The organism is Desnuesiella massiliensis (genome assembly GCF_001403615.1).
Taxonomy (GTDB): domain Bacteria; phylum Bacillota; class Clostridia; order Clostridiales; family Clostridiaceae; genus Desnuesiella; species Desnuesiella massiliensis.
Genome location: NZ_LN879457.1, coordinates 1,415,890 through 1,439,781 on the forward strand (window position 1 = coordinate 1,415,890; position 23,892 = coordinate 1,439,781).

The 23,892-nt window shown below is 31.7% G+C and carries 31 protein-coding genes and 3 pseudogenes; 32 read left to right on the forward strand and 2 right to left on the reverse strand.

The window, feature by feature from the left end; genetic code table 11:
• The first annotated feature begins 37 nt into the window (after window positions 1-37).
• The 21 genes from BN2665_RS24620 to BN2665_RS24720 all read left to right on the forward strand — a co-directional run bounded on the left by BN2665_RS24620 (window position 38) and on the right by BN2665_RS24720 (window position 12,745).
• Entirely contained in the window at window positions 38-433 is a 396-nt protein-coding gene (locus tag BN2665_RS24620) for a hypothetical protein (protein ID WP_055669731.1), read from the forward strand.
• Window positions 434-501: 68 nt separating this feature from the next.
• Window positions 502-1,038 carry an SMI1/KNR4 family protein gene (locus BN2665_RS24625; protein ID WP_055669732.1) on the forward strand — a complete coding sequence of 179 codons (537 nt, stop codon included), beginning with the start codon at window positions 502-504 and terminating at the stop codon, window positions 1,036-1,038.
• A 71-nt stretch (window positions 1,039-1,109) separates the two neighbouring features.
• Window positions 1,110-1,298 (forward strand): hypothetical protein, encoded by a 189-nt coding sequence (locus BN2665_RS24630; RefSeq protein WP_242866011.1) that lies wholly within the window; start codon window positions 1,110-1,112, stop codon window positions 1,296-1,298.
• Between the two features lie 55 nt (window positions 1,299-1,353).
• Window positions 1,354-2,528 (forward strand): IS3 family transposase gene (locus BN2665_RS24640; protein ID WP_154674979.1). Its coding sequence is split into 2 segments (ribosomal slippage): window positions 1,354-1,621 and window positions 1,621-2,528, totalling 1,176 coding nucleotides; the frame shifts between segments, so codons are not numbered across the junction.
• Window positions 2,529-2,632: 104 nt separating this feature from the next.
• Window positions 2,633-2,878, forward strand: a complete 246-nt coding sequence (locus BN2665_RS24645) for a hypothetical protein (protein WP_242866012.1) — start codon at window positions 2,633-2,635, stop codon at window positions 2,876-2,878.
• 90 nt (window positions 2,879-2,968) lie between these two features.
• Window positions 2,969-3,667: a hypothetical protein gene (locus BN2665_RS24650; RefSeq protein WP_055669733.1), complete on the forward strand. Its 699-nt coding sequence runs from the start codon at window positions 2,969-2,971 to the stop codon at window positions 3,665-3,667.
• Window positions 3,668-3,939: 272 nt separating this feature from the next.
• Window positions 3,940-4,188, forward strand: a complete 249-nt coding sequence (locus BN2665_RS27670) for a hypothetical protein (protein WP_242866013.1) — start codon at window positions 3,940-3,942, stop codon at window positions 4,186-4,188.
• 70 nt (window positions 4,189-4,258) lie between these two features.
• Window positions 4,259-4,732, forward strand: coding sequence for a hypothetical protein (locus BN2665_RS24660; RefSeq protein ID WP_055669735.1), 474 nt, complete (start codon window positions 4,259-4,261; stop codon window positions 4,730-4,732).
• A 32-nt stretch (window positions 4,733-4,764) separates the two neighbouring features.
• On the forward strand, window positions 4,765-4,926 hold the full coding sequence (locus tag BN2665_RS27210) for a hypothetical protein (RefSeq protein ID WP_154675024.1): 162 nt from the start codon (window positions 4,765-4,767) through the stop codon (window positions 4,924-4,926).
• Between the two features lie 175 nt (window positions 4,927-5,101).
• Window positions 5,102-5,458, forward strand: coding sequence for a hypothetical protein (locus BN2665_RS24665; RefSeq protein ID WP_055669736.1), 357 nt, complete (start codon window positions 5,102-5,104; stop codon window positions 5,456-5,458).
• 68 nt (window positions 5,459-5,526) lie between these two features.
• Window positions 5,527-6,300, forward strand: a complete 774-nt coding sequence (locus BN2665_RS24670; protein ID WP_074042435.1) for a hypothetical protein — start codon at window positions 5,527-5,529, stop codon at window positions 6,298-6,300.
• A 94-nt stretch (window positions 6,301-6,394) separates the two neighbouring features.
• A complete protein-coding gene (locus tag BN2665_RS24675) occupies window positions 6,395-6,769 on the forward strand; it encodes a DUF7668 domain-containing protein (protein ID WP_055669738.1) in 375 nt (124 codons plus the stop codon).
• A gap of 132 nt (window positions 6,770-6,901) precedes the next feature.
• On the forward strand, window positions 6,902-7,345 hold the full coding sequence (locus BN2665_RS24680; RefSeq protein WP_055669739.1) for a DUF4240 domain-containing protein: 444 nt from the start codon (window positions 6,902-6,904) through the stop codon (window positions 7,343-7,345).
• A gap of 50 nt (window positions 7,346-7,395) precedes the next feature.
• Window positions 7,396-8,259, forward strand: coding sequence for a leucine-rich repeat domain-containing protein (locus tag BN2665_RS24685; protein WP_055669740.1), 864 nt, complete (start codon window positions 7,396-7,398; stop codon window positions 8,257-8,259).
• A gap of 44 nt (window positions 8,260-8,303) precedes the next feature.
• Complete coding sequence (locus BN2665_RS24690) at window positions 8,304-8,513, forward strand: hypothetical protein (protein ID WP_055669741.1); 210 nt, start codon at window positions 8,304-8,306, stop codon at window positions 8,511-8,513.
• Window positions 8,514-8,564: 51 nt separating this feature from the next.
• Window positions 8,565-8,984: an SMI1/KNR4 family protein gene (locus BN2665_RS24695; protein WP_242866014.1), complete on the forward strand. Its 420-nt coding sequence runs from the start codon at window positions 8,565-8,567 to the stop codon at window positions 8,982-8,984.
• A 78-nt stretch (window positions 8,985-9,062) separates the two neighbouring features.
• Window positions 9,063-9,605, forward strand: a complete 543-nt coding sequence (locus BN2665_RS24700) for an SMI1/KNR4 family protein (protein ID WP_055669743.1) — start codon at window positions 9,063-9,065, stop codon at window positions 9,603-9,605.
• A 166-nt stretch (window positions 9,606-9,771) separates the two neighbouring features.
• Window positions 9,772-10,404 carry a hypothetical protein gene (locus BN2665_RS24705; protein ID WP_055669744.1) on the forward strand — a complete coding sequence of 211 codons (633 nt, stop codon included), beginning with the start codon at window positions 9,772-9,774 and terminating at the stop codon, window positions 10,402-10,404.
• 133 nt (window positions 10,405-10,537) lie between these two features.
• The gene (locus tag BN2665_RS24710; protein WP_055669685.1) at window positions 10,538-10,924 is read left to right on the forward strand and encodes a VOC family protein; all 387 of its coding nucleotides are present in this window, start codon (window positions 10,538-10,540) and stop codon (window positions 10,922-10,924) included.
• An 82-nt stretch (window positions 10,925-11,006) separates the two neighbouring features.
• Window positions 11,007-11,420, forward strand: coding sequence for a GNAT family N-acetyltransferase (locus BN2665_RS24715; protein ID WP_055670058.1), 414 nt, complete (start codon window positions 11,007-11,009; stop codon window positions 11,418-11,420).
• 359 nt (window positions 11,421-11,779) lie between these two features.
• Window positions 11,780-12,745: a tRNA dihydrouridine synthase gene (locus tag BN2665_RS24720; RefSeq protein WP_055669745.1), complete on the forward strand. Its 966-nt coding sequence runs from the start codon at window positions 11,780-11,782 to the stop codon at window positions 12,743-12,745.
• Between the two features lie 199 nt (window positions 12,746-12,944).
• On the opposite strand, the gene rsmH is transcribed toward BN2665_RS24720, so the two are convergent.
• On the reverse strand, window positions 12,945-14,009 hold the full coding sequence (rsmH, locus tag BN2665_RS24725; protein ID WP_055669746.1) for a 16S rRNA (cytosine(1402)-N(4))-methyltransferase RsmH: 1,065 nt from the start codon (window positions 14,007-14,009) through the stop codon (window positions 12,945-12,947).
• A 221-nt stretch (window positions 14,010-14,230) separates the two neighbouring features.
• Here rsmH and BN2665_RS24730 point away from each other — a divergent pair, with 221 nt between their 5' ends.
• From BN2665_RS24730 to BN2665_RS24750, 6 genes and pseudogenes are all read left to right on the forward strand, one after another.
• Window positions 14,231-15,154, forward strand: coding sequence for an exonuclease domain-containing protein (locus tag BN2665_RS24730; RefSeq protein ID WP_055669747.1), 924 nt, complete (start codon window positions 14,231-14,233; stop codon window positions 15,152-15,154).
• 123 nt (window positions 15,155-15,277) lie between these two features.
• Window positions 15,278-15,652, forward strand: a pseudogene (locus BN2665_RS24735) (HIT family protein).
• 72 nt (window positions 15,653-15,724) lie between these two features.
• Entirely contained in the window at window positions 15,725-16,048 is a 324-nt protein-coding gene (locus BN2665_RS24740) for a nucleoside triphosphate pyrophosphohydrolase (protein ID WP_055669748.1), read from the forward strand.
• Between the two features lie 52 nt (window positions 16,049-16,100).
• Entirely contained in the window at window positions 16,101-17,258 is a 1,158-nt protein-coding gene (locus BN2665_RS24745) for an HNH endonuclease domain-containing protein (RefSeq protein WP_055669749.1), read from the forward strand.
• A 611-nt stretch (window positions 17,259-17,869) separates the two neighbouring features.
• The gene (locus BN2665_RS27800; protein WP_278335925.1) at window positions 17,870-17,992 is read left to right on the forward strand and encodes a hypothetical protein; all 123 of its coding nucleotides are present in this window, start codon (window positions 17,870-17,872) and stop codon (window positions 17,990-17,992) included.
• 52 nt (window positions 17,993-18,044) lie between these two features.
• Window positions 18,045-18,983, forward strand: a complete 939-nt coding sequence (locus BN2665_RS24750; RefSeq protein WP_055669750.1) for a hypothetical protein — start codon at window positions 18,045-18,047, stop codon at window positions 18,981-18,983.
• Between the two features lie 790 nt (window positions 18,984-19,773).
• On the opposite strand, the gene BN2665_RS24755 is transcribed toward BN2665_RS24750, so the two are convergent.
• Window positions 19,774-20,412: a restriction endonuclease gene (locus BN2665_RS24755; protein WP_055669751.1), complete on the reverse strand. Its 639-nt coding sequence runs from the start codon at window positions 20,410-20,412 to the stop codon at window positions 19,774-19,776.
• 363 nt (window positions 20,413-20,775) lie between these two features.
• Here BN2665_RS24755 and upp point away from each other — a divergent pair.
• The 5 genes and pseudogenes from upp (at window position 20,776) to BN2665_RS24775 (ending at window position 23,891) form a co-directional block, all read left to right on the forward strand.
• Window positions 20,776-21,403: pseudogene (gene upp / locus BN2665_RS24760) on the forward strand (uracil phosphoribosyltransferase).
• A gap of 245 nt (window positions 21,404-21,648) precedes the next feature.
• Window positions 21,649-21,738 (forward strand): annotated as a pseudogene (locus tag BN2665_RS27675) (cytidine deaminase); the annotation flags it as partial.
• A 255-nt stretch (window positions 21,739-21,993) separates the two neighbouring features.
• Complete coding sequence (locus tag BN2665_RS24765) at window positions 21,994-22,542, forward strand: BrxE family protein (protein ID WP_055669752.1); 549 nt, start codon at window positions 21,994-21,996, stop codon at window positions 22,540-22,542.
• Window positions 22,532-23,344 carry a BrxA family protein gene (locus tag BN2665_RS24770; protein WP_055669753.1) on the forward strand — a complete coding sequence of 271 codons (813 nt, stop codon included), beginning with the start codon at window positions 22,532-22,534 and terminating at the stop codon, window positions 23,342-23,344. Before BN2665_RS24765 ends, BN2665_RS24770 begins: the two co-directional genes overlap by 11 nt.
• On the forward strand, window positions 23,319-23,891 hold the full coding sequence (locus BN2665_RS24775) for a BREX protein BrxB domain-containing protein (RefSeq protein ID WP_055669754.1): 573 nt from the start codon (window positions 23,319-23,321) through the stop codon (window positions 23,889-23,891). Before BN2665_RS24770 ends, BN2665_RS24775 begins: the two co-directional genes overlap by 26 nt.
• Window position 23,892: the final 1 nt, after the last annotated feature.

Below are 23,892 nucleotides of genomic sequence, written 5' to 3' on the forward strand. Positions count from 1 at the left end.
TAGGAAATTTATATTTGTTGAGTCTTTGGAGGTTTTTATGCTATGTACGAAAATATATATAAGTGACACTAAGAAACCTATGACAATAGAAAGCACATCTGGTATTTCGGAAAGCCAACATAATGCTATATTAGATAAAATAGGTAAAGACTATATCTATTTAGAATACACTGTAGGTGATATCAGTTTATCAGTTGAGTTTAACAAGGAAAAAGCAGCATTTATTGGATGGGTTGACGAATATAATGATGACATTTCTTATTTTGACAATGGAAGTCAAAATATCTATTCCGTAGATTTAATTATCAATGCTTGCCCTCAAGAAAGAATGATGTGCTATTCATTGAAGGATATTAAAGCTATCATTGTGCATTTTTGTAAGACAGGAGAAAAGCATCCATCTCTTAAATGGATTTCAGATGCTGACATTTGATGTGAAGAGTGCGGCATTTTTTAGTATTAAAATAACGCTACAGGAATTTATCAATTAGGAGGATAAGTATGCCTATCTATCAACCAGAGCAGTATAATTTAATAATAAAGAGAATAAAAGAAAAATGCATGGTCCAAGATATTTTCTTGGGGGAGCAACTATCGGAAGAAGAAATTTGCTTATTTGAAAAGAAGCATGATACCATACTTCCTGAGGTTTATCGAAAATTTTTGCTTGAGGTAGGCGATGGCTGTGATATGATTGGTGGATTCAAAATGAAATCTCTTGATATGATAGACAGATTGATATCAGAAAAATTATCAGCTACTTTTCCCTTTGAAGATCCTTGGATTTGGGAGGATGAAGAATGTCCATCCGAATCTCAGTTATTGGAAGTTGGGAATGGAAACATTGAGCTTATTTATATTGGAGATGCACAATCCTATAATTTAATTGTTACAGGGAAATGTCGTGGGGAAATTTGGTTTTTTTGTGATGTAGGAATACAGCCCTGTTGTCAGCGTCAAGATTTCTTGGGTTGGTTTGAAAAATGGCTCGATTACGGTAATGATGTTTATTATTTTACAGAATATCAGTATGAATAAGATGAGCATTCGCTCCTGTAGGGGAATTAAAAAAGGCTACAGAAAATTTATATTAAGCACGGGAGAATTATATGGAATTTGATAAGCTATACACAAAACTTGAAACAACAGATATACGTGATTTTTATCACGTTGATACTGAGTTCATGTTAGAAATATTTAAGATAATTAAAATGGGAAAATCCGATGTTCCTGATTGTATTCGAATATATAGTACGATATCTCAATGGTTTGGGAACTCCTTAAGAAGTGGGGTATGACCCTTACCCACTTTGGTAGACACGAGGAACTCGTGTTATACTAAAAGTGAAGGGAATGATTTTAATGAATAACCATTATAGTGCAGAATTTAAATTAGAAGCAGTAAAGAGAATAGAGAGAACTAAGGAACCCGTTTCAAAGGTAGCAGCAGATCTAGGGATAAAACCTACAACACTTCAAGGGTGGGTAAAAAAATATAAACAATCTCCTAATGCTCCTTTCCCTGGTAGTGGTAATTTAAGTCCTGAAGATGAAAAACTCAGAAAGCTAGAAAGAGAGAATCGAGAGCTTAAAGAGGAAATTGAGATACTAAAAAAAGCGGCAGCTTTCTTCGCCAAGAACCTAAAGTAAAAAGGTTTGAATTTATCAAAGCTAACTGCAATAAATATCGTATAGCGAAGCTGTGTGAAGTCCTCTGTGTTTCTAGAAGCAGTTACTATGCATGGGATAAAAGACCTCAAAGTAAAAGAGAAATAGAAAATAGAAGTCTATTAAGAAAAATCCAAACTATCCACAATAAAAGCGGCAAGGTTTTTGGGTCTATTAAGATTACTCAAATTATAAATAAAGAAGAACCTAAGCCTATTAACCATAAAAGAGTAGAACGACTAATGAGTGAGAATGGTATAAGATCAAGGGTTTCTAAGAAATTTAGGGCAACCACTAAATCTAATCATAAGCTTCCAGTTGCAGAAAATATCCTTAATCGCGGTTTCTCTGTAGACAAACCTAATGTAAAAATGGTTAGCGATATAACCTACCTGTGGACAGATGAGGGCTGGCTATACATAGCTGGGGTTATGGATTTATGTGGACAGAAGATTGTTGGATTATCAATGAGTGAAAGAATGACTAAAGAACTAGTAATTAATGCCTTAAATGATGCTTATCAACGCGCTGGAAAGCCTAACGGCGTCATTTTACACTCTGATAGAGGGTCTCAGTACTGTTCTTATGACTATCAAAATCTTATAAAAAAGTATGGATTTATATGTAGCATGTCACGCAAAGGTAACTGCTGGGACAACGCTCCTATGGAGTCCTTTTGGGGTAAACTTAAGTGCGAATGGCTCTATGGAAAGCACTTTAAAACCCGTGATGAAGCTAGAGCAGCTGTTTTTGAATATGTTCAGATATTTTATAACAGACAGAGAATCCATGCTTCTAATGGCTATTTAACTCCAGATGAGTTTTATAATAGAGCAAATAAAAAAGTAACTGCAGCTTAAAAATGAAATAACTAGTTATTCTACGAGAAAATGAGATATAACGAGTTTAGTGTGTCTATTTTATTGGGGAAAGGGCAGTATGGACTTATTACGAGATTGCAGATATGCAAGATTTATTATTAACAGCCCAACACTTATCACGTTGTTCATGGAAAGAGTTTCATCATATGTTTTGCCTGGGTATACATAACTATCAGTCTCCTCAATTCATTGGAAATTTCAACTATCCGCAAGAGTGGATTGATGAATCCGAATCCATCGATAAGTGGATTATGAATAATGAGAAAAAAATATACGAGTGGCAAAGAGAATTTTTGCTTGATTATAAGGATGAAGTATGCTCACTATAAAACTACATTTAATTGGCATTCGCTCTTGTAGGCGAATTAAAGCAAAGTTGCAGGGAATGAATATTCTCTATTATTAAAGGAGGTAGTACCTTGACATACGTTTTACAAGACTATTTGAATATATATCAACGCTTTCCTGCACATAGCACATGGAAGAAAAGTGATCGAAAAGAAAGGCATCGCATGCTGACAGAATGGCAAAATTGCCATTATTCAGAAATGCCTGATGTGGAAGAAATCCGTTCTTTTATTAAATATAATCCTGATTTAGTGTATGAACGGCCTTTTTTCCTAAAAGTATTAGTACCTTGCATTTATGCGGATCTTGAAAATAACAGTATTGATGCTATACGTTTTATGTTTGAAAAAAATAATGACCGCAACATTGGTACAACCAGTGATTTCGTGGAAATATTTTGTGAAGCATCGAATTGGACATATACTCCCTTTGATATGGCTGCATTTATATTGAGCAAAGAACCGAATAATAAAACCGTACTACATTATAAGTATAAGTTGATGAGCAGAATCATTGGTTTTACTATACATGAGGTTCCTTGTGGTATTTTGAATGGTATGAATGGTGCCGAAAAATCCGCAATACCAAAAATGTTGGAAAATTTAAACGAATTTGAGCAGGTATGTAGTGTGTTGGGAGAAAATCGGAAAGCATTTATTGACTTATGCCGCAGACTCTATGTGGCTTGGGATGAATATCTTGATAATAAAAGCAGTTACAATAATTTTGTGGACTACCTAGATAAACATCATATTTGTTATAAGGAATAGTATCGTAATACCTGGCTGTTGTGGAGGTGAGTATCATTGATTGAAAAAATCAGTTATTAAAGAAAAAGATAAAGGTACAACAGGTAAAAAACAAACTAAAATTACTTAATGGGATAGAAATCTTAGAGACATTTGAAAATGATGAAAATAGAAGACTCAACGAAATGTTTTCAGATTATTATCCAGTAATGTGTTCAAACAATACACTGCCACATAGTAAATTATCTTTTGAATCTTCCGATTTAGAAATATTTTCTTGGATTTCATCTGAAATGCGATTAGAAAATGGACAAGAATATTTCTTTTTGTGTAATGGTATATGGACAAGAATCAGAATCATTGATTTACAGTGGGCAATCAAAAGTTTATGGGAACATAACAGATACAAACAAGGTAAGCACAAAATAGGGTCTTTCGGTTTTTTGCTTATGGAAGTGAACTTGAATTATATTATGGAAGCAGGTTGCGATTCCAGAGATGAGTACAACTATCTAATTGATATTTGGGCTTGTGCTAAATGAGCATTCGCTCCTGTGGACGAGTTAAAATAAAGCTACAGGAATTTTATATAATATGCAAGGAGAGTACTTAGTGAAGAATATACATGGATTTATTTCCCGTATCAATGAAATAAAATGGTTTTCAAGATGTGGAACGGCTGAAAAACGGTACATTGTTGTTACTTCCATTTTTGAAGCATACGACAGTTACAACTCAAAAATGTTAGCTCTATGGGGACCTAAAATTTCTTCTTTGGAAACTCAAGCCATAGATATTATTACGGATGAGAAAATAGACTGTATTTTTGAGACCGTTTCCAGCGATATACAAAACTCTTTATGGAATGGATACTGCAATTTCATAAAGAGATGTAAACTTGAAAATGAAAGCGGGTTAGAGAACGAAATTATGGATTGCGTGAAAAGGGATATGTCATGGGCAGCAATCGAAATACAGCTTGGACAAAAAGACTTTTTCAACGACCTTTTAAGCATTTACGAACAAGGTCGATGGCCGTGCTCATACGATGGAGTTTATCCACACGGGAAATTCGTTGTTATGTAGACAAATATGAGGCATAGGAAGGAGACTTTATAGTGAAAAACAGGATTCAAAAGCTAATACAATTAGGACCTATCCCATGGAATAAAGAAATTAGTTATGAACTCTTTAAGGTCTATGATGATTTATTGCAGACGGAAGAACCTATTACATTAAAAGAAGCAGGGCAAATTATTATTTTTTTCTCAGAGTTATGATTATGCTGAGATAAGTGCTTTCCCAGATACACAAGAGCAAACGGCGTTTTTTCAAAGATGGGTGGATTCTTTGAACCAAGGGCAATCATGAAAATTATAAGTATTCGTTTATGTGGTGGAGCTAAATCAAAGAATAGGAAATTTATATTTTATTCAAAGTAAGGAATGATTTTAGATGGTCGATAAAGAACAGTATAAAGAAATATGGATATACAACGAAACAGATGAACAAGCATTATGTGCACTAATCAATGGAGAGTATGGCTGGTTAATGTATCTGCGTGAGGAAGGTGATGCAGGGTTCAGTTCCCGAAATCCCGATTATAAAGGTATGGGAGGTGCTACAATGGAATTCTTCTTAAATAGCGGGCAACGTGATGAATATCCTTTGTCTTGGGTATTACCTATTGATAAAGTGAATTCTGCAATTGAATACTTCAAAAAATACCATAAGCCACCTAAGTTTGTTGTATGGCACAACGACTCTGATGATGGTGTGTCTTTGAATCATATCTTAAGTAATAGGTTATGAGCATTCTCTCCTGTAGGAGAATTAAAACAAAGATACAGAAAATTTATATAATGAAAGGTGTGGTGAAAATGGGGTGCGAAAGACCTTACTATGAGGATTTAAATTACCGTCCTTTTTTGTTTTATATAGTATTTGGTACGGATAATGAACATTTAGATATATCAAGGAAACGGCATCGTGTCGATGAGTTTCCCGATGGCTTGGATTTTTTATTCCTCAAAAGGCCGGAAAATGATGAATACATGGATGCACTGATTGGCGGTACTTTAGGAAAAGTGCTTAACGATAACTACTATAATCTATATGAAGCTATACAAAAAACAGATAAATGGGCCGTAATCCGAGGCGAAGTTCAAAAAGACTCCGATCTACACTACATACGAAATGCGATTGGCTTTGTTCAGGCTCTTGTAGAGAAAGGTGCGATCGGCGTGCTTGATTTACAGACTTTTACGTTGTATACGCCATCAGAATGGACAAGTAAGATATTTGACCCGGAATTTGACCCGTATTCTCATGTTGTGATTCTCACTTCTAAAATGGAAGATGGCTCTATTTGGCTTCATACACGGGGAATGCGTAAATTTGGGCGGCCAGATATCAGCATGGAAAAATTATCGGAAAACGAAGTTGATAATGCCGCTCGGGTTATTAACCAAATGATATTTTACAGTGCGCTTGGTGCTTTTTTCTCACGACCTGTAAAACTGCATACGCATAATGGTCTGACGTGCATTGTGAAACCCGAGTTTGTAGAGGATTTAGATAATCCAGATTTCAACAATTCCTATTATCGGATTTTATGGGATGAATGCGAGTTAGAATCAGAAATTGATAAATAGATAATACAAACGTGTTTCCATATTGCGAATAAAATGAGCATTCGCTCCTGTATGCAATACAAAGCTACAGAAAATTTATATAATAGGAGGCAGCATGATACATATTGAAAGAGGAAAAGAAAAAGAAGCATTTATTGCTTTTGCCAATATGGCGGTTGCAAAATTAGCTGAGAGTGACTACTCTTCGTTTTTAGCATTATTTGATAGCAGTCGCTTATCTGAAACAGATTTGATTTTAGCCCTCAAATATTTAGATGATTCTCGGCCAATACTTAAAATTGATGACCCAATAAAAAGTAAATGTGAGAATCGACGAATCGATATAATACCCTATAAAAGTGGACGGGGATATGGTATGGACTATGACTTAACAACAAATGGAGAGATAAATGATTTGACTATTCAATTTGAGTTTTTGGTAGAAGCAGAGGGATATTCTGTTTCACTTGAAGATTTACATACCTTATAGATTGCTCTTAAGATTATGGGTATTCGCTGCTGTAGGTGAGTTGAAACAACGCTACAAGAAATTTATATTTGGCGTGGTAGCTAATATGGTAATAAGACGAACAGTGAAAATCGAAATTTGGAGATGATATGTATGAAAAAAAATCAATTTTGGAAAATAATTAAAATGTTGGATTGGAGCAACGAGGGAAATGATGATAAGGTTTTAGCGCCTGTTATTCAGTATTTATCAGAGCAATCTGATGAAGAAATATTTGAATTTGAAAATATTATGTCCAAGCTATTATATGATATTGATAGTAAGAAAATAGCCATGCAATTATATGGAACATTAGAGCTTTTTTCCAATGATTTATTTCTTTATCAGCGGTGTGTTGCAATCGTAAATGGGCAAGGTTATTATAGTTCTATTTTGTATGGAGGAAGAACATTAGACCCAGATTTAGAGTTTGAGTCAATATTATATGTATCAATCAAAGCATGGGCTAAAAAGCATCAACAGGATACATCCAACTACCCACATATTGCAGAGCCAAGTTATGAATCATGTAGTAATGAAGAGCTTTGGAAAAATTAAATTTGTAATAGATTTTTCGCCCTTTAAATATAATATTGGAGGTTTTTACAATGAGAGCTTATTATAGTGATGGGAGAGGACGATATGGCACTGGAGAAAGCTACGACTGGTTCTATAAATACGAGCATGAAGATGTTGAAATCCTTACAAGCTCGGATAGATTATGGACATATACTCTGATTAGCGGCGGGATAGAGATTTTGCGTTATAACGGCAATAATATTAATATTGTTATTCCGGATGTCATCGATGGGAAAAACGTCGTTTCACTTGACAGTACGTTTGATGGGTTCTATGAGCTAAAAAGAGCGGTTATTCCAGAAGGCGTAATTTCGGTAGCTGGCGTTTTTCATGGCTGCGAGGGTCTTGAAGATGTTACTCTTCCGAAAAGCCTTGTTGATATGACTTATGCATTTAACTGCTGTTATTCTCTGAAAAATATTGATATGCCACCCAGGGTGAGGAATTTTTCATGGGCATTTGAAGGCACCAAGCTTGAAAGTTTAATTTTTCCACAAGGCACCGAAGATATTTCACATGTTTTTTGCGGTTCTGAATACATTAAATATGCTTTTATTCCAAATAGCGTGACAAATTCATACGAGGCTTTTTCCGACTGTGAGGTGCTTACCGAAGTTGTTATTGAGGATGGTGTTACAAGCATTGACGACTGGGCGTTTTTTCATTGTCCCTCGCTTCTTGAACTTACAATTCCAGCAAGTGTTACGGAATTCGGCGAAAAATCTGTTGGGTTTATGGAAATGAGAGAGTACACTAGCCCCGAAGAAATCGGTTTCAAGATAAAAGGTCACCAGGTTGTTCCAGGTTTCAAAATAAAAGGTATTCCGGGTTCAGTCGCCGAAAAGTATGCCAAGGAAAATGGGATTGAGTTTGTATCATTACTACGGTTATAAGTTAAGCGAAAGACAGGGGTGGATGGTGGCAAGGAGAAACCATTATGAATATTGAAAATGAAATAAAGAATATCGGCTGGAGTCAATATGAAACTGCCTACGGAAACGCTAATCAGGACATTTCGGAATATTTGGACCAATCAAAATATATTCCAAAAGTTTCGAGCTTGTTATTAGATTTATTTTCAGAAGATAAAGAATGTGCCATGAGAGCAACACATTACTTATGGTGTGGCTTATGCCATCAGCTTTAATCTATCAATGAAGTTATTGGCGTAAAATTTATATAATTTATTAGAGGGGTTTTGAAGTACAACAAGGAGATGGAGATAATGGAGTATTTTTATGATTTCTTAGTAGATTTTAATTTTAATGGTGACGCTGGTGAAGTTGAAATCATACCTATAAATAGAATCAACTTACCTCAAGATTACATTGAGTTTATGAAAAAATATAATGGTGGGGAAGGTAGTATCGGCAAAGGAGCATGGTTGATATTATTTCCATTAGAAGAATTAGAAGAAATAAACGAGGACTATTGTATAAATGAATTTCTTCCCAATCATTGCATTATAGGTTCTTCCGGCGGTGGTGAATTATTTGGAGTGGATACAAATGAAAATTATTTTGCTGTTCCGGCGGTTTCAATGTCTGATGAAGATAAGATTGTTTTAGGCAATACATTTTTTGAGTTTATTCAGCGTTTAGATACATATTTGGATTGATAGTTCAGAAGTAATAATTTGTAGGAGAATTAAAAAAGGCTACAGGAAATTTATATTTGGTGAAGGAGGAGAATTAAAATGGCATTACAGAAAATTTATGATTATTTCCGTAACTATGACAAAAATACATATCAGGTGGTTGCCTGTATGGGAAATGAACCGTCTGAATCGGATATATCTGCATTCGAAAAAAGTATTGGAAGTATGCTACCGCAGGAGTTTAGAGAGTTTACCATGTCACCGCTAGGCGGACTATATATGAATGTGAGAGAAGAAGTTTGGCCGCAAGCAAAGCAGTTTGATATTGGTCCGTTTTGGTCTTTTTGCCGCGGCATCATTGTTTATGGAATAGCAAAAGAAATACCAGATTTTTTAGATATCCGTGTCAAGACAAAAGAACTACATGAAGCAGGATTTATAGACTACGTTCCTTTCTTATCCATCATTGGAAATGGTGACGAAATATTCTGTTTTGATAAGAACGGTAATATTGTCATATTAGATTACTATCAGACAGGCGAAACAACTTCAATAGAGGGGAGTTTTTCGGATTGTTTGATGAAGCAAATTGAGGAATTGGAAGAACGCAAGAACAAAAAGATCCGTGGAGAAGATAAATAGATATTTTTCTGCTCTTCATAAAACGAGCATAATGTGTTATTCTGATTATTCATATTTGTGGAAAACAGGTATGCAATGGAAATTTGCTTTCTATTGGCTATTTCTATTTTTATACTATAAATAGTAATTTGTAGGTGGTATTTATGAAATCGGAAGGAAGAAATAAATGGAATTTGAGGTTATAAGAAAACTTTTTAATATAAATCATAATGACGACTTTTCAGAAGATGATATACGTAAAGCTTGTAAAAAACATGAGACTTTGCCTTTTGTATTACAAGAGTATTACAGACAATTAGGGAATTACAAGCAGATAAATCAAACACAAAATAATTTATGCCATCCAAGTGAATTGATTGATGCTAAAGAATATCTTATATTTTACAAAGAAAATCAGTATGTTGTTCAATGGGCTATAAAAAAGAGTGATTTGAATAAAGAGAATCCACCTGTTTATTGCTCATGGGATGAAAATGAGTTTGAGCTTGAAAGTAAAAATTTACTTGATTTTTTATATGCAATGGCATTTTTTCAGGCAGTTAGTTGGGGACTGGAATATTGTAGTGAAGAATTATATATTATTAGCAAGGAACAGGCTCAAATTATTAGAAATCGATACAAAAAGATAGATTATGAATTACATCAGTGGATGAATATTTCATATTATGGAAATTGTGATGATGAGGTAATTTGTATGATTGAGAATAATGATTACGATATGCTTTATGCATCTTCTAAACAAGAACAATTTGATGAAATGAAGGAATTTATTGATAAATTAGAGGCTGATTCTTATTAGATTAAAACGCCTAAATTTGTGGATAAGCATCGTCAAATAATGCAAATTCTAATTTAAGGTTGAGTAATATAAATAGTAATTTATCGAGCAGTTTTAACTGCGGATTATTTATATTTTGCATAGGAGGGAAAATATGAAAAATTATACTCAGGTTTATGTGAAAAGTAGTTTTGAAGCGGCAGAAATGTATTGCAAAGCCTTTGGCGCAGAAATTACATTTGAAGTGAAAAATGATACCGAAACTGCTTATGTACACTGTGAATTATCCGTAAATGGTGAAGGTTTTTTAGCATTAGGCGAAGCAGCAAACCCTTGTGACATAAACATAGTTCACAAAATGAAATGGGAAACTATGACTTTTAATGTTTTTGAGATGGGAAGCGAAGAATCGGTTTATAATGCCTTTAATATTTTGAGTAATGGCGGTGTTATTATTAATCCCATTCAGGAAGTTCCATGGAGCAAGTGTTGTGCGACTGTTATAGACAAATTTGGAGTGTGTTGGTGGATTGCAATATGATAAACCCAATAATCATAATACGAAGCTGACAAATTCCAATTTATCTGTATTTGAACGTCAACAAAGGAGGTATAGAATTAAAATAAAAATTGAGATTACTGATGAAATTAAAAAACAAGATGAAGATATTATTTTTCAAGGTTTATTAGAATATAATTTAGCGAGAATTGAAGATAAAAATCAAAAGGATTTAGGCATTTATTTACAAGATGAAACAGGGAAAAAAGTTGCTGGCCTAATTGGAAATACACATGGTAATTGGTTGTTTATAAAATTCCTATGGGTAAGTGAAGAATTAAGGGGACATAGTATTGGAAGTAATATTTTAAATAAGGCAGAACAAACAGCAAAAGAGAGAGGTTGCAAGTATTCATTTTTAGATACTTTTAGTTTTCAAGCACCTGAATTTTATAAAAAGCATGGATACAAGGAAGTGTTTGTATTAGAAAACTATCCTGTCATAGGAAAACGCTATTATTTTACTAAAACTCTTTAAACATAAAGACAAATTCCAATAAACCTGACAATCTCTTTTTATAATAATGTAGATTGACTGTTTAAAAATAAATGAAAAACCTAAGAGGTATTTAAGGGAAAACGACAAATAGAATTGCATAATGAGTCAAAAAAGTTTCCCTAGCTTAGGGAGAATTTAAAAAGTCATCAGAAGTGAAGTTTAGCAGCTTTACTTCTGATTTTTTTATAAAATATTTTGTCTATATGTGATAAAATAATATCAATAAGTAACATATTTGAGGATTCAAAATGGAAAGAAAATATAATTAATATTAATGTAGATAAGAAAAACGAAGGCTGATATAATGTTTTTTATAATGTTTATAAAGGAGTTATTAAATGAAATACTATTTAGCACCAATGGAAGGAATTACAGGATACATATATAGAAATACTTATGAAAAAAAATTTCATAATATTGATAAATATTTTACACCTTTTATTGTTTCAAATAAAAGTACAAGCCTTAAAACTAAAGAATTAAGGGACGTTTTACCTGAAAATAATAAAGGGATGAATATAGTTCCTCAAATACTTACCAACGATTCAGAAGGTTTTATTAATACTTCTAGAAAACTACAACAATTAGGCTATAATGAGGTTAATTTAAATTTAGGATGTCCTGCTGGAACGGTGGTTTCAAAAAATAGGGGCTCAGGGTTTCTAGCCAAAAGAGAAGAACTTGATATATTTTTAGATGAAATATTTAAGATAGATGATATGAAAATTTCTATAAAAACTAGAATAGGAAAAGATAGTCCTGAAGAGTTTTATGAGCTAATAAAAATTTACAATAAGTATCCTTTAGAAGAATTGATTATACATCCCAGAATACAAAAAGATTTTTATGGAAATAAACCTAATTTACAGGTATTTAAAGATGCGTTATCTTTAAGAACTAATCCAGTATGTTATAATGGGGATATTTTCACCGCTCATGATCTTAATAAATTTATGGAAGCTTTTCCAGAAGTAAATACAGTAATGCTAGGAAGAGGAATACTAGCCAATCCAGGATTAATAGATGAGATTAGAAACAATACCTTTGTAGATAAAAAAGTATTAAAAGATTTTCATGATGAAATTTTTAATAAATATATAGAATTATTTAATGAAGATAAAAATGCAATATTTAGAATGAAAGAGCTATGGGGATATATGATTTACATATTCTCAGATAATAAAAAGTATGCTAAGAAAATAAAGAAGTCACAAAATTTAAGTGATTATAATGAAGCTGTCTTAAGTTTATTTAGGGAGCAGGAAATTATAAAAGGGGCTGGATTATTTAGCACTCAATATTAACTTATACATCTTAAAAAACCGTTCTAAATTATTATACAGACAATTGCTGGAAAAAGCCGCATAAAAAACTGGATTCCGTACTTACGAAATCCAGTTAAAGAATTTTATCTTTTCCCTGTGAACTAGACAGTGAGCGGTTCATTACAAGGAATGCTGGAATTTTGTGTTTTCAGGCAGAGGTAGTGCCAAAAATTACACCTTATGCTTTGATTGCCCAGCGTAATTTAGCACAACTAGCACGACTATTGGCACGGCATTCTTCTGCTGATGGACGAATAGGCTCTGGTGCTATTTCGGAATAAACGCCTTCACGGAAAAAATGTTGAAAAGATTTTTTAACGCGACGATCTTCTCCAGAGTGAAATGTAAGTATGGCAACACGACCACCGGGCGCTAAGACATCAGGAAGCTTTTCTAAAAACTCATCCAGCACTTCAAACTCACTATTTACATCAATTCTGAGCGCTTGAAAGGTTCGCTGACAGGATTTTTTAATATCCTTATCGTTTATTCTTGGAACATATTTCAGAGCCTCTTTGATGATATTTCTAAGTTGTGTTGTTGTGGTTATATCCATTCCTTTTTTTATGGTAGAAAGAATAGCACGAGCGATTACTGCGGCATGAGGCTCGTCAGCATTTCCTATCAACATATCTTCTATTTCAAATAGTGTCATTTCTTTTAAACGATCTGATGCAGAGGTACCCATTTTTGGATTAAGTCTTAAGTCCAGTGGCCCTTCAGCCTTAAATGTAAATCCTCTATCAGGATTGTCTATTTGCATAGAAGAAACACCTAAGTCTGCCAATACAAAATTAAAGGGTTCTGATTTGGACGTGACTTGATCTATTTTGGAAAAGTTCATTTGCTTAATCTCTAAAATCTCGGAACCATAACCCAAACGTTCTAAACGATCTTTGGTACGTGGCAATTCAATAGGATCTACGTCAATTGCATACAAGCGCCCCTTTGAATCTAGACATTTAAGCATCTCTAAAGTATGTCCTCCATAACCTAGTGTTGCATCTAAACCGGTTTGGCCAGGTGTAATTTGTAGGAATTCCAATATCTCTTTAACGCAAATTGAAATATGCATACCCGCAGGAGTGTTGCCCTTCTGAATAATCTTTGCAATATCATTTGCATATTTCTCTGGATTCAGTTCTTTGTATTTTTCTTTAAAATTCTTTGGGTGAGTACCTTTATATCTAGTACGTCGCTGATGTTTAGGCTCTTTCTCATCCAATGCATTATCTAGGTTCATTCTCTTCCCCCATTTTTATAATATATTTTTATATTTTTGTTACAAATTTTATGATAGCAGATACAATTTGTTAAAGCAACACCAACAGTTTGGCTTCTAATTTGACTGTTAAATGATAACATTGGATAATCAATTGAATTAAAATATAATTAATATTAAGTAGATAAGAAAAATAAAGGCTGATATAATGTTTTTTAGAATTAATATTATGGAGAAAAGAAATGAATTATATAGCTATAGATTTTGAAACTGCAAATGAAAAAAGAAATAGTCCATGCTCCATTGGTATTGTGGTTGTGAAAAATGGACATGTTATAGAAAAAATACATCATTTAATAAGACCTAAGGAAATGAGATTTATGCCAATTAATATTGGAATCCATGGAATAAGACCAGCTATGGTTAGGAGTGAACCAGAATTTGATAAAGTATGGGAGAAGATTAAGCATCATTTTAATGGAAATTTAGTAATAGCGCACAATGCTTCCTTTGATATATCAGTTTTAAGAAAGAGTGCTGAGCTTTATGAAATAGAACTGCCTAGTTTTGAATATATTTGTACAATGAAACTTGCTAGAAACTTTTATAAAGGCATTGAAAATGCAAAATTAAATACAGTAAATGATTTTTTAGGATATGAGTTTAAACACCATGATGCGTTATATGATGCCCTTGCCTGTAGTAATATATTGCTTAATATATCAGAAGAATTAAAGTGTAAGGATATTAACGAAATATCTAAATTAATAGGTGTAACTGTTGGAACTGTAGCTAATAATGGATATACTCCATCGGGAGCTAAAGGCAGAATTCTCAAAATATCTAATAGAATTAATAATCCTAAAAAAGAAAATAAATTTGAAAGATTAGAATATGATGCATTTAAAAATGAGGTTGTGGTATTTACTGGTAAGTTAAATTCTATGTCCAGAGATGAAGCAATGAGATTAGTCAGAAGACTTGGTGGAACCACAGGAAGTTTTGTTACAAGAAACACAACAATTTTAGTTACTAATATAAAGAATATAAAAGATTTACGTAGAGAAGAAATGAGTAATAAGCTTAAAAAAGCAACAGACTTAAATACGAAAGGACAGAATATAAAGTTTTTAAATGAAGAGGACTTTTTGAAAATAAGAAAATAGCTTAAGGAGAATTTAAAAAGTTATCAGAAGTGAAGTTTAATGGCTTTACTTCTATTTTTTATGAAATATTTTGTCTATATGTGGTAAAATAATATCAATAAATAACATATTGGAGGTCTTAAAATGGATTGTATATTTTGCAATTATAATAAATCAGAAATCATAGCAGAAAACAAATTAGCCTATGCTATACTAGATAAATTCCCAGTAAACGAAGGTCACGCATTAATCATTCCTAAAAGGCATTTTCAAAGTTTTTTTGAAGCTTAAGAGGAAGAGATAAAGGCTATTTATAGTTTACTGCATGAAGTGAAGGAAATGCTGGATGTGCAATATGAGCCACAGGGCTATAATGTAGGAACAAATGTAGGCTACCATGCAGGGCAAACTATAATGCATCTTCATATACATTTGATACCTAGATATAGAAATGATGTAGATAACCCAAGAGGGGGCATTAGAAATATTAAAAGTCCTTTGGTTAGGTATGATGGGTAAGGACTATGTATTAAAAAGTATATAAATAGACTTGAAGATAAATAAAATGAAGGCTTTGAGAGGATAAGTAATATGAAAGTATACAACAAACTAGTAAGAGATAAAATTCCACAAGTAATAGAAGCAGAGGGCAAAAGGTATGATATAAAAATAGCATCGAAAGAGGAACATTTAGAGTTATTAGAAAAAAAGCTTCATGAAGAAGTAGCAGAATTTATAGAAGCTAAGAATACAAAAGACAAGAATCTAGAAGAACTTGCAGATGTAATGGAAGTTCTGTTTGGGCTAGCTAAAAGTTTGGAATACAGTGAAGAAGAATTGATGAAAAAAAGATATGAAAAGAAAAAAGAAAGAGGAGGATTTGATGAGGGGATTGTGCTAGAGAGTGTGTATTAAATAGAATTACATATAGATAGATTTTAATAGAAATTGATTTAAAGAGGTAAATATGGACATAGAATTATTTGAGCAAACAAGTTTAGTAACTAATAAAGAAATTTGTTATGGTTTGCCGCATGGTACTGGAATAGATTCAAGAGTTTTTTCAAGAGTCCTTGATGATAAAAACGTTGTAGCAAGTTATAAGATGTATTGGTTACTTGGGATACTAGATGAAGTAAGTTTGGGGAGAAATGTAATAGAATTTAAAAGAATAATTTCAAGAATGATAACCTATGGATGGTATCCATTGCTGAAGTACAAGCTGAGTTTTGGATACTCGGATAATCTAAAAAAACCAATAAATTATATAGCTGAAAAATATGGGTTACCTTCAAATTATAGTTCGGATAAGCTATTGGACTTTTTAGATAAAAATGATGATAAAGAATTACTAAAAATGATGAATGAGTTAACCTATTTTGTTCCATATAGGTTACTAACTCCGTTTTATGTAAGTGAACTAAAAGGAGTAAAAGACAGTTCTAAAAATAAACTTATAGAGTATCTATCACAAAATACAAGTCATGGATTATATAAAATTATAAATGGCAATACCATTGTTATAAATGAAGGCTGGGATGATTATTTAAAAAATAATTATAAAATAATAAAAGCTTGGATTTATTATAAATTAGTAATGTTCCTTCAAAAAAAGAATCCAAATGTTCCAGCTATTGCACTTAAATTAGAAGCACCCATCAAAAGAGAGCTTGAAGCAGCGAAGAAATTATGGAAACAGGTTATTTCATCGAAAAATATAAAAGACATATATACAGGAAATGAATTTAACGATACCAACTATGCAAAATACGGCCTTTTAAGTATAGATCACTTTATTCCTTGGAGCTTTGTTTTACATGATAAAATGTGGAACTTAACTCCCACTTTTAAAAATATAAATAGCTCTAAGAGTGATAATCTGTTAGATTATGATTTGTATATAGATTCATTTTGTAATATTCAATATGAGGCATTCTCTTATATATGTGATAATAAGAGAAATAAAGATTTGGAAGAATACATTGATATTTTACAACTAGAAAATCCTTATGAATATTACATAAGTTCAAATAGAAATGACTTTAATTCAAAATTAAAACAAAATATAGCACCACTTTTTCAAATAGCGGTAAATCAAGGGTTTAATGTAGTCAAAGAATTGTAATGTGATAAAGTACTTTTTCTCTATAATGAGAACTTAGATGATTGAAATTAATCTATCTTAGTTCTTTTTATTTTAATTTAAATTACAATAATTAATAAAAGAAAATATACAAATATGTAAAATTATGTGGTAAAATCATACTATATAATGATGCAATAATATAAAGAAAAAAGTAAAGCAAAGCAAAGCAACTTTTCAAATTCAACCAAACGTTTTGAAAACATGATATTTATAAAAAATATAGAAACATAGAATATTTAAGATTTAATCTAATTTAATTACATGAATAAAAGATTAGCAAAGATATAGAAAACAGATAGGGAAGAGTTGCAGGTAGAGAATTGAAGAGAAGTATGGGAAATAAGTGATTTATTAATTTCATGAAGATGTATATCTGAGGAAAAATATAGGATTATTATGTCTATAATCGGAAGCTGAGATGATTTATAATATAAAAAGCACATTCTTTAGTGAAGAGGTTCAATAATAATTTTGTAATTCTGAAAATTATGCTTTTGAAGGGAATAAAGCTTCTTGCATTAATAATATTATTTAACAAAATATTATTAATGCAAGAAGTGTAGGTTAAATATTGTACAAGAGAGGTAAAAATGAAAAGTAAATTTTATGTGAGTAAATTAAGGATGTATAAACTTAAGTTAGATTTAGAAGAATTAAATCATCATAAAATAATTCAATATCTAGAGGTTCATGCCATAGAAACTATAACATAAAACTTAAAATGTAACATATTTTTTAGATTCATAGAGGGGATGCGTTAGGGTTATGATAGACAATTTGCGCAAATGGGTACGTAAAGAAAAAAACAACTTAATATTGGGAGTTTTTTTCATTGTTGTAATGTTAATAAGTGTATCGTTAGAAAGGAAATTTAATATTTATTATAAATTTCTTTATGCTTTTTCTTTTACAATAATCGTAATATATATTTTGCTGAATTATAAAATAAATTATAGTAAGAATAAGAGAATCAATGGATTTTTAGTATTTATTTTAAATATAATAATTATGCTTGATTTATACAGATATACTAGAGCAAGTGTTATTGATTGGTTTTTATGTATTGAAGTCTTATTATATTTAGTAGTGGTTAGTGTAGGTGTACATATGGTCTATATAGCAAAAAAGGAATTTCGAAAAAATTTTATTAAATATTTGCTATTAAGTATTTTTACAGTAGTTATTAGTTTTGCAGGGATATATTTATCTTTATATGATATGTATTTTCCATATGGATATGAGAATTTCAAAATAGATCAAAAAATGAACTATTCACGAGTAGTTATGCCTACTGATTTTATTTATTATAGTGCAGATTGCTTTTTTGGGAGAAGTGTTAGCTATGTTAAAATCTCTACTCCAGACTATACTGATGTACAAGATGATAAGAAGGTTGCTCATAATTATCCTGAAATGTATCATAATGTAGAATTAGTATATACAGCAGTACGAATTTTTTCAATGCTAGAAGCTATACTTTTTGTAGTATACATTTCCATAATAGTTGTAATAATGCCTTCAAAGGATGATGAAGAAATCGAAAAAACAACGAAAAAGAAACAAAATGAAATGTATGAAAAAATTATTAAAATCGACTCTGATATTGAAGGGTTGAAGAATATGGTTAGAAATTATGATTTTAGACCAAAAGGATCAAAAGGATTGGAGCCTTTAAAAAAATTGATTCAGTACTTTTTAAATTAACATATTTCTATTTTAAAAAAATTAAAATTTAATCAATATTTACCATAAAATTTAGCATATGAAATTATCTTTGAAGTTATAATTGTAAAGATATGGATGGACGACAGAAAAAGTTATATTCTTGCTTAACATGATGATGCTATAATTGGAATTGAAGCAGGCTGGATTGTTTTTTTAAAGGACTGATGCACCTTTTAGCAGAAACATTATACAATTTAGCGATATTAGAATCACTATCTACAATGAAAAAGTCACTAAATTGTATCAGAATTATAGTTGTTAGACAATGAAATCCACGAATACAGAACAGCCGTATTGGAGGAATTTAATGTGTTTTTAAATTTTTTATGCATTAGGATTATGAAAGGTGAACTGTAGCATAGATAAGATGTGATATTGAATCAAAATTGAACTTCCTATTAACCATATAATTGGGTGTTATAAAAGTTTTACACTTATAGGTTAAAATAAAGGGGTAAAGTATAACTCTGCATAAAAAGTGAGATGGCTTAACGTCAAGGCTTATAAGTATTTTAAGAAACTTTAAATTGATATTGTACGAATCAGTTAGTCGGGGGAGAATCCTCTCCGTAGCACCATATGGAAGATTTTCCGAGCTTCGGGAGGTCTTTTTTTATCTTCAATAACTCAATAATGAAAAATACATCATTAAAGTAAGTTTGTAGTTAATGATGTATCTCCTTTGTTATGGAGTATTTTGTGTAGAATGTAAAACAAGATGATAGACTGAGAAAAGACTATAAGAGTTATTCTTATAGCCTTTAAAAGTTTACTCAAAGTATAGAGTTTTCACAAAATCACCAAGTCTTGATGCTTCAGACTGTGTCATATCTTTAGGAATCGAAAGTTTCACTAATACACCAGGACGAATAGGATATTCTACGTTAATAAATACTTCTTCAGTAGCAGGGAGGTTAATGCTTGTTATATCAGTACCTTCGGATAAAGCTTTTATTGCATAATAATGTTTACTCAAGTCAGCAGTTGTTCTTTGAACCTTAAGTGATGTTCTCAGCTCATCAGGGAGTTGAGTACGAGATATGGGACCATATAACCATTTGATTTTGCGCTGATGTGGGTAGCCCTCAGCATCGGAATCTTTTGAATTATCATAAATATAATCACTCTCAATTTTTCCAAAGTAAATATCATCATTATTTGGAACAAGTATTAGATCTCCTTTAGACATTTGATTAACAAGTATGTCTATCGTTGCGTAAGCACTACCTAGTTTAAGGCTTGAATAAGTGTAAGGTGGACCCTGTAAAATTGCTTTAATGTCAGATCTGACTTTACCGGTAAGATCACCGATCAATGGCCAACCAACTGCGATAATATTATCTGTTTTAAAGACTTCCATTCTGTTTCTACCATGCGGAATTGGACGAACGAGCCATGCTTTTGACATATTAAAACCTCCAAAATTTATTTATATTAAAATAGTAACACGAGAGAAACTTGTTGTCAACAACTAGATAACAACTAGATAATATAATTATAAAGTTAAGCAACTAGTAGATATAATTAATGAACTCTCTATTTCTTATATCTAGAAGCAGAATAAGTAGTTTACAAAAGAGTAATAGACATCTTTATAAACAACCGGACACTGGACATATGAGAAAATATTTAAGATAAATAGTATTTTAAGGCTAAGGAGGGCTGGAATATGGTGGGATTAGCAAAACAAACTGTAGTCAAAGTTTATTCATCATATCAGAGGATATTGTAAAAATTGAAAATTTCACCTGATTACTAGGAGAAATTTTCAATGAGTAAAGTAACACAAATAACACATCCATTAATACTCCATAAATTAGATTTTATAAGAGATAAGAATACAGGCTCAAAGGATTTTAGAGAATTAGTAGAAGAAGTTGCTATGTTAATGGATTATGAGGTAACTAGAGACTTACAAATGGAAGAAGTAGAAATAGAAACGCCTATATGTATAACTAAGTGTAAAATGCTATCAGGAAAGAAGATGGCTATAGTGCCTATTCTAAGAGCTGGATTAGGTATGGTAGATGAAATGCTAAGATTGATTCCAGCAGCTAAGGTTGGTCATATTGGCTTATATAGAGATGAAGAAACCCTTCAACCTGTTGAATATTTCTGTAAATTACCTCAAGGCATAGGAGAAAGGGATGTTATAGTTACAGATCCAATGCTAGCTACTGGCGGTTCTGCAGTGGATGCTATAATCTTATTAAAGAAAAGAGGAGCAAGAAATATCAGATTAATGTGTTTAATAGATGCTCCAAAAGAAATAAAGGCTGTAGTAGATGCCCATCCAGATATAGATATATATTGCATCTATAGAAGAGAAGCTTAATGAAAAAGGATATATAGTTCCTGGATTAGGTGATGCAGGAGATAGATTATTTGGAACTAAATAAGCCTATTTTTTAAAGAGAATTTAATGTATATTTGAACCAACTATGAAATAAATATAAAATTTTATAGTTGGTTTTTTTATAGAGATATATTGTTGTGTATATATTTGCTTTTATTTACTTTAAAAATTATTTAAGGTATAATTGTTATAGTTTATATTTAAAATATGAAAAACTTTAATTATCAAGGAGAATAATAGAACTATGGAAAGAAGAGATAAGAATAATTATTATCTTGATATAGCGGAAACTGCATTGATTTAGGTTTTTACATAAGAGAAGAGCTAAATGTACCTAAAGGTACCCATTATGAGTTATGTAGAAGTATACATAGTGAAAATATTTATTTTAAAAAATATGATTTTTGATTTACATTTATTGTACTAAAAGCATTGATTTGTAAAAGGGTAAGAGGATGGTAAATAAAAACAAGGACGTTTTATTAGAGTTTTTATAAGGTAAAGCATCCTGTTATAATTTATAAATAAAAGTGAAGTGAATTTTTATATTAAGTAAATGATGCAATTATATGAATTTATAAAATTTTTATAGGTAGTGCACAAATGAATTTATTACCTTAAGTTAATTAGGAGGTGCCTAAGATAGCAGGTAAAGTATATAACATAGAAGATATTGTAAGGATGAGAATTTTAATTTTAACCCTTGGGGGAGTAGAGCATGCGTCTTGGTGGCCAGGGCATTTTTTAACTTCAACAGGGTTAAGTTTTTTAAGTAGAATATATCCTAGAAGTGATTTCGCAGCAGCAGTTAATTCTTGTAATGATATTGCTAGAGAAATTCATATCGATAGCGTTGGGAATGTTGCTGTTTTTAATATTTTGCAGTTGCCTATTCAGTATGAAAATGAAATTGAGCAATTTTTGATAGAAAACAATGAGATTTTGAGGAATGAGTATATGAAACGATTTAGCGATGGTTCGTCGTTAATTAATGAATTAGAAAAGTACATAGGAAACAGTAAAAGTGCTAAAGCAAATCCAGGGCCTATTAGAGTTGGATTTACAAAAGATACGTCCTTTGATGAGTTTTTTGCTAAAGCTATCCAATGCTATTACATTGGATTTAAGAAAGGCATAAAGGTTTTTCCTTACTTAGAGGAGGCGAAAAAAAGTGCACAGTGATATAAATGTGAAACAGAGGCATTATTCTGCAGCTTTGACAAAAGGAGCAGCATTAAAAGAGGATATGAGGGTTTTACTCAAGAGTTGGGAACAAAGTGAATCACCACAAGAGTTTGCACAAAGAGTCCAAGGAAGTGATTTACTTGGGAAAACAACTGCTTATAGGACGAGAGATTTGGTACTTAGAATCTTTAGACCTAGATTTCTTGTTCCTAATGATGAACAAGCAATTTGGTTGAAAAAATTAATTATGAATGGAATACATAGAAAAATAGTAGATGAGCTAATGTTTTTGTACACTGCAAGAGCAGATGACTTGTTTTATGATTTTGTTATAAATGTATTTTGGCCATTATGTAATAGAGGAGACATTATAATAAGAAATGATGATGTGTTATCTTTTTTAATGAAGGCACAGGATGAAGGTGTACTAAATGAGCAATGGTCAGAAAGTGTAAAGTTAAAAGTTTGTACTACTGTATTAGGTATTCTAAAAGACTATGGGTTTATTAGAGAAGAAAAAAGAGGTTATAGAGAAATTGTGAATTATCGAGTATCTGATGTCACAATTGCTTATATAGCATATGTTCTACATTTTCAGGGCCTATCTGATTTAGCAGTATGTGAGCATCCAGATTGGCTGCTTTTTGGATTGGAGAGAAACAATTTAGTCAGCAGATTAGATGAATTAGGAGAATTAGCAGGATTAATTGTCCAACGAGCTGGAAGTGTTATACGAATTAGTTGGAAGTTTGAAAATATGGAGGTTTTTTTGAATGGACTCACTAAGCAATTCATTTAATGAATTAAGAGAAAAGCTTATGAATTATGATATGTTAAATCCAGCAATGAGTGATCCAATCTTTTATTTTGTTTATAAATCTAGTCAAACATTTGAGGTTAAGCAAAGGCTTAATTCGTGGATTGGTATGCTAAAAAATGATGGATATAAGGTAAATCAAATATCGTTCTCGGACATCATTTGGGAGATAATCGATGAATCAGGAAGATGGGAAGAATGGATTGAAATTGAGAACGAATACGAAATCAAACAAATAAATGATTCAATCAAGAATGTATTAATGTCAAAGAACTGCTTAATTAACAAAATAGCAGATCAGGTAACTAGAGAAAGTATTGATAAAGAAGTTATCATTTTTACGGATACAGAATTTCTACATCCATTTTTCAGGGCTAGAAGCATAGAAAGCCAGTTACATGATAAAATAAAAATACCTACTGTAATACTATATCCAGGGATGAGAATAGGACAATATGGATTGCATTTTCTGGAATTTTACGATGAAGACAGCAACTATAGATCAATGCTAATAGGAGGGGAAGAATAAT